Here is a 507-nt window from a genome sequence, read left to right as displayed (position 1 = left end):
GCGCGGCACGAGGCCGGGTCGCCCAACGTGCTCGGTGCGGTCGCCCTCGCGCAGGCCTGCGAGGACCTGGCGGCGCTGCCGGCCGGTGCCCTGGAGCGGCACGAGGCGGTGCTGCGCGAGCGGCTGCTCACCGGGCTCGCCGGGCTGCCCGCGGTGCGGGTGGCGCGGCTGTGGGCGGACTCGGGTGAGCCGGTGGGCGTCGTGACGTTCGCCGTCGAGGGGTACGACCCCGGGCTGGTCGCCGCGTACCTGGCCGCCGAGCATGGGATCGGGGTGCGTGACGGCCGGTTCTGCGCGCACCCGCTGCTCGCGCACCTGGGCCTGCAGGCCGGTGCGATCCGCGCCTCGATCGGGGTCGGCACCACCGGCGACGACGTGGACCGGCTGGTCGACGGCCTGCGGGCGCTGCTGGAGACCGGGCCCACGGCGCACTACGTCGTGGTCGACGGCTGCTGGGCGGTGGCTGACGACCCGCGGCCGCTGCCGACCGTGCCCGGGCTCGACCAC

At 77.9% G+C, this 507-nt stretch carries 1 protein-coding gene; it reads left to right on the top strand.

Annotation, left to right across the window (positions count from 1 at the left end):
* Positions 1 to 507: aminotransferase class V-fold PLP-dependent enzyme (locus tag F2B26_RS17035; protein WP_159811272.1), on the top strand; the 507-nt coding region annotated here is incomplete at both ends.

Source organism: Cellulomonas citrea, assembly GCF_009829685.1.
In the GTDB taxonomy this organism is placed as follows: domain Bacteria; phylum Actinomycetota; class Actinomycetes; order Actinomycetales; family Cellulomonadaceae; genus Cellulomonas; species Cellulomonas citrea.
This window is presented reverse-complemented; position numbering and strand designations above follow the sequence as displayed.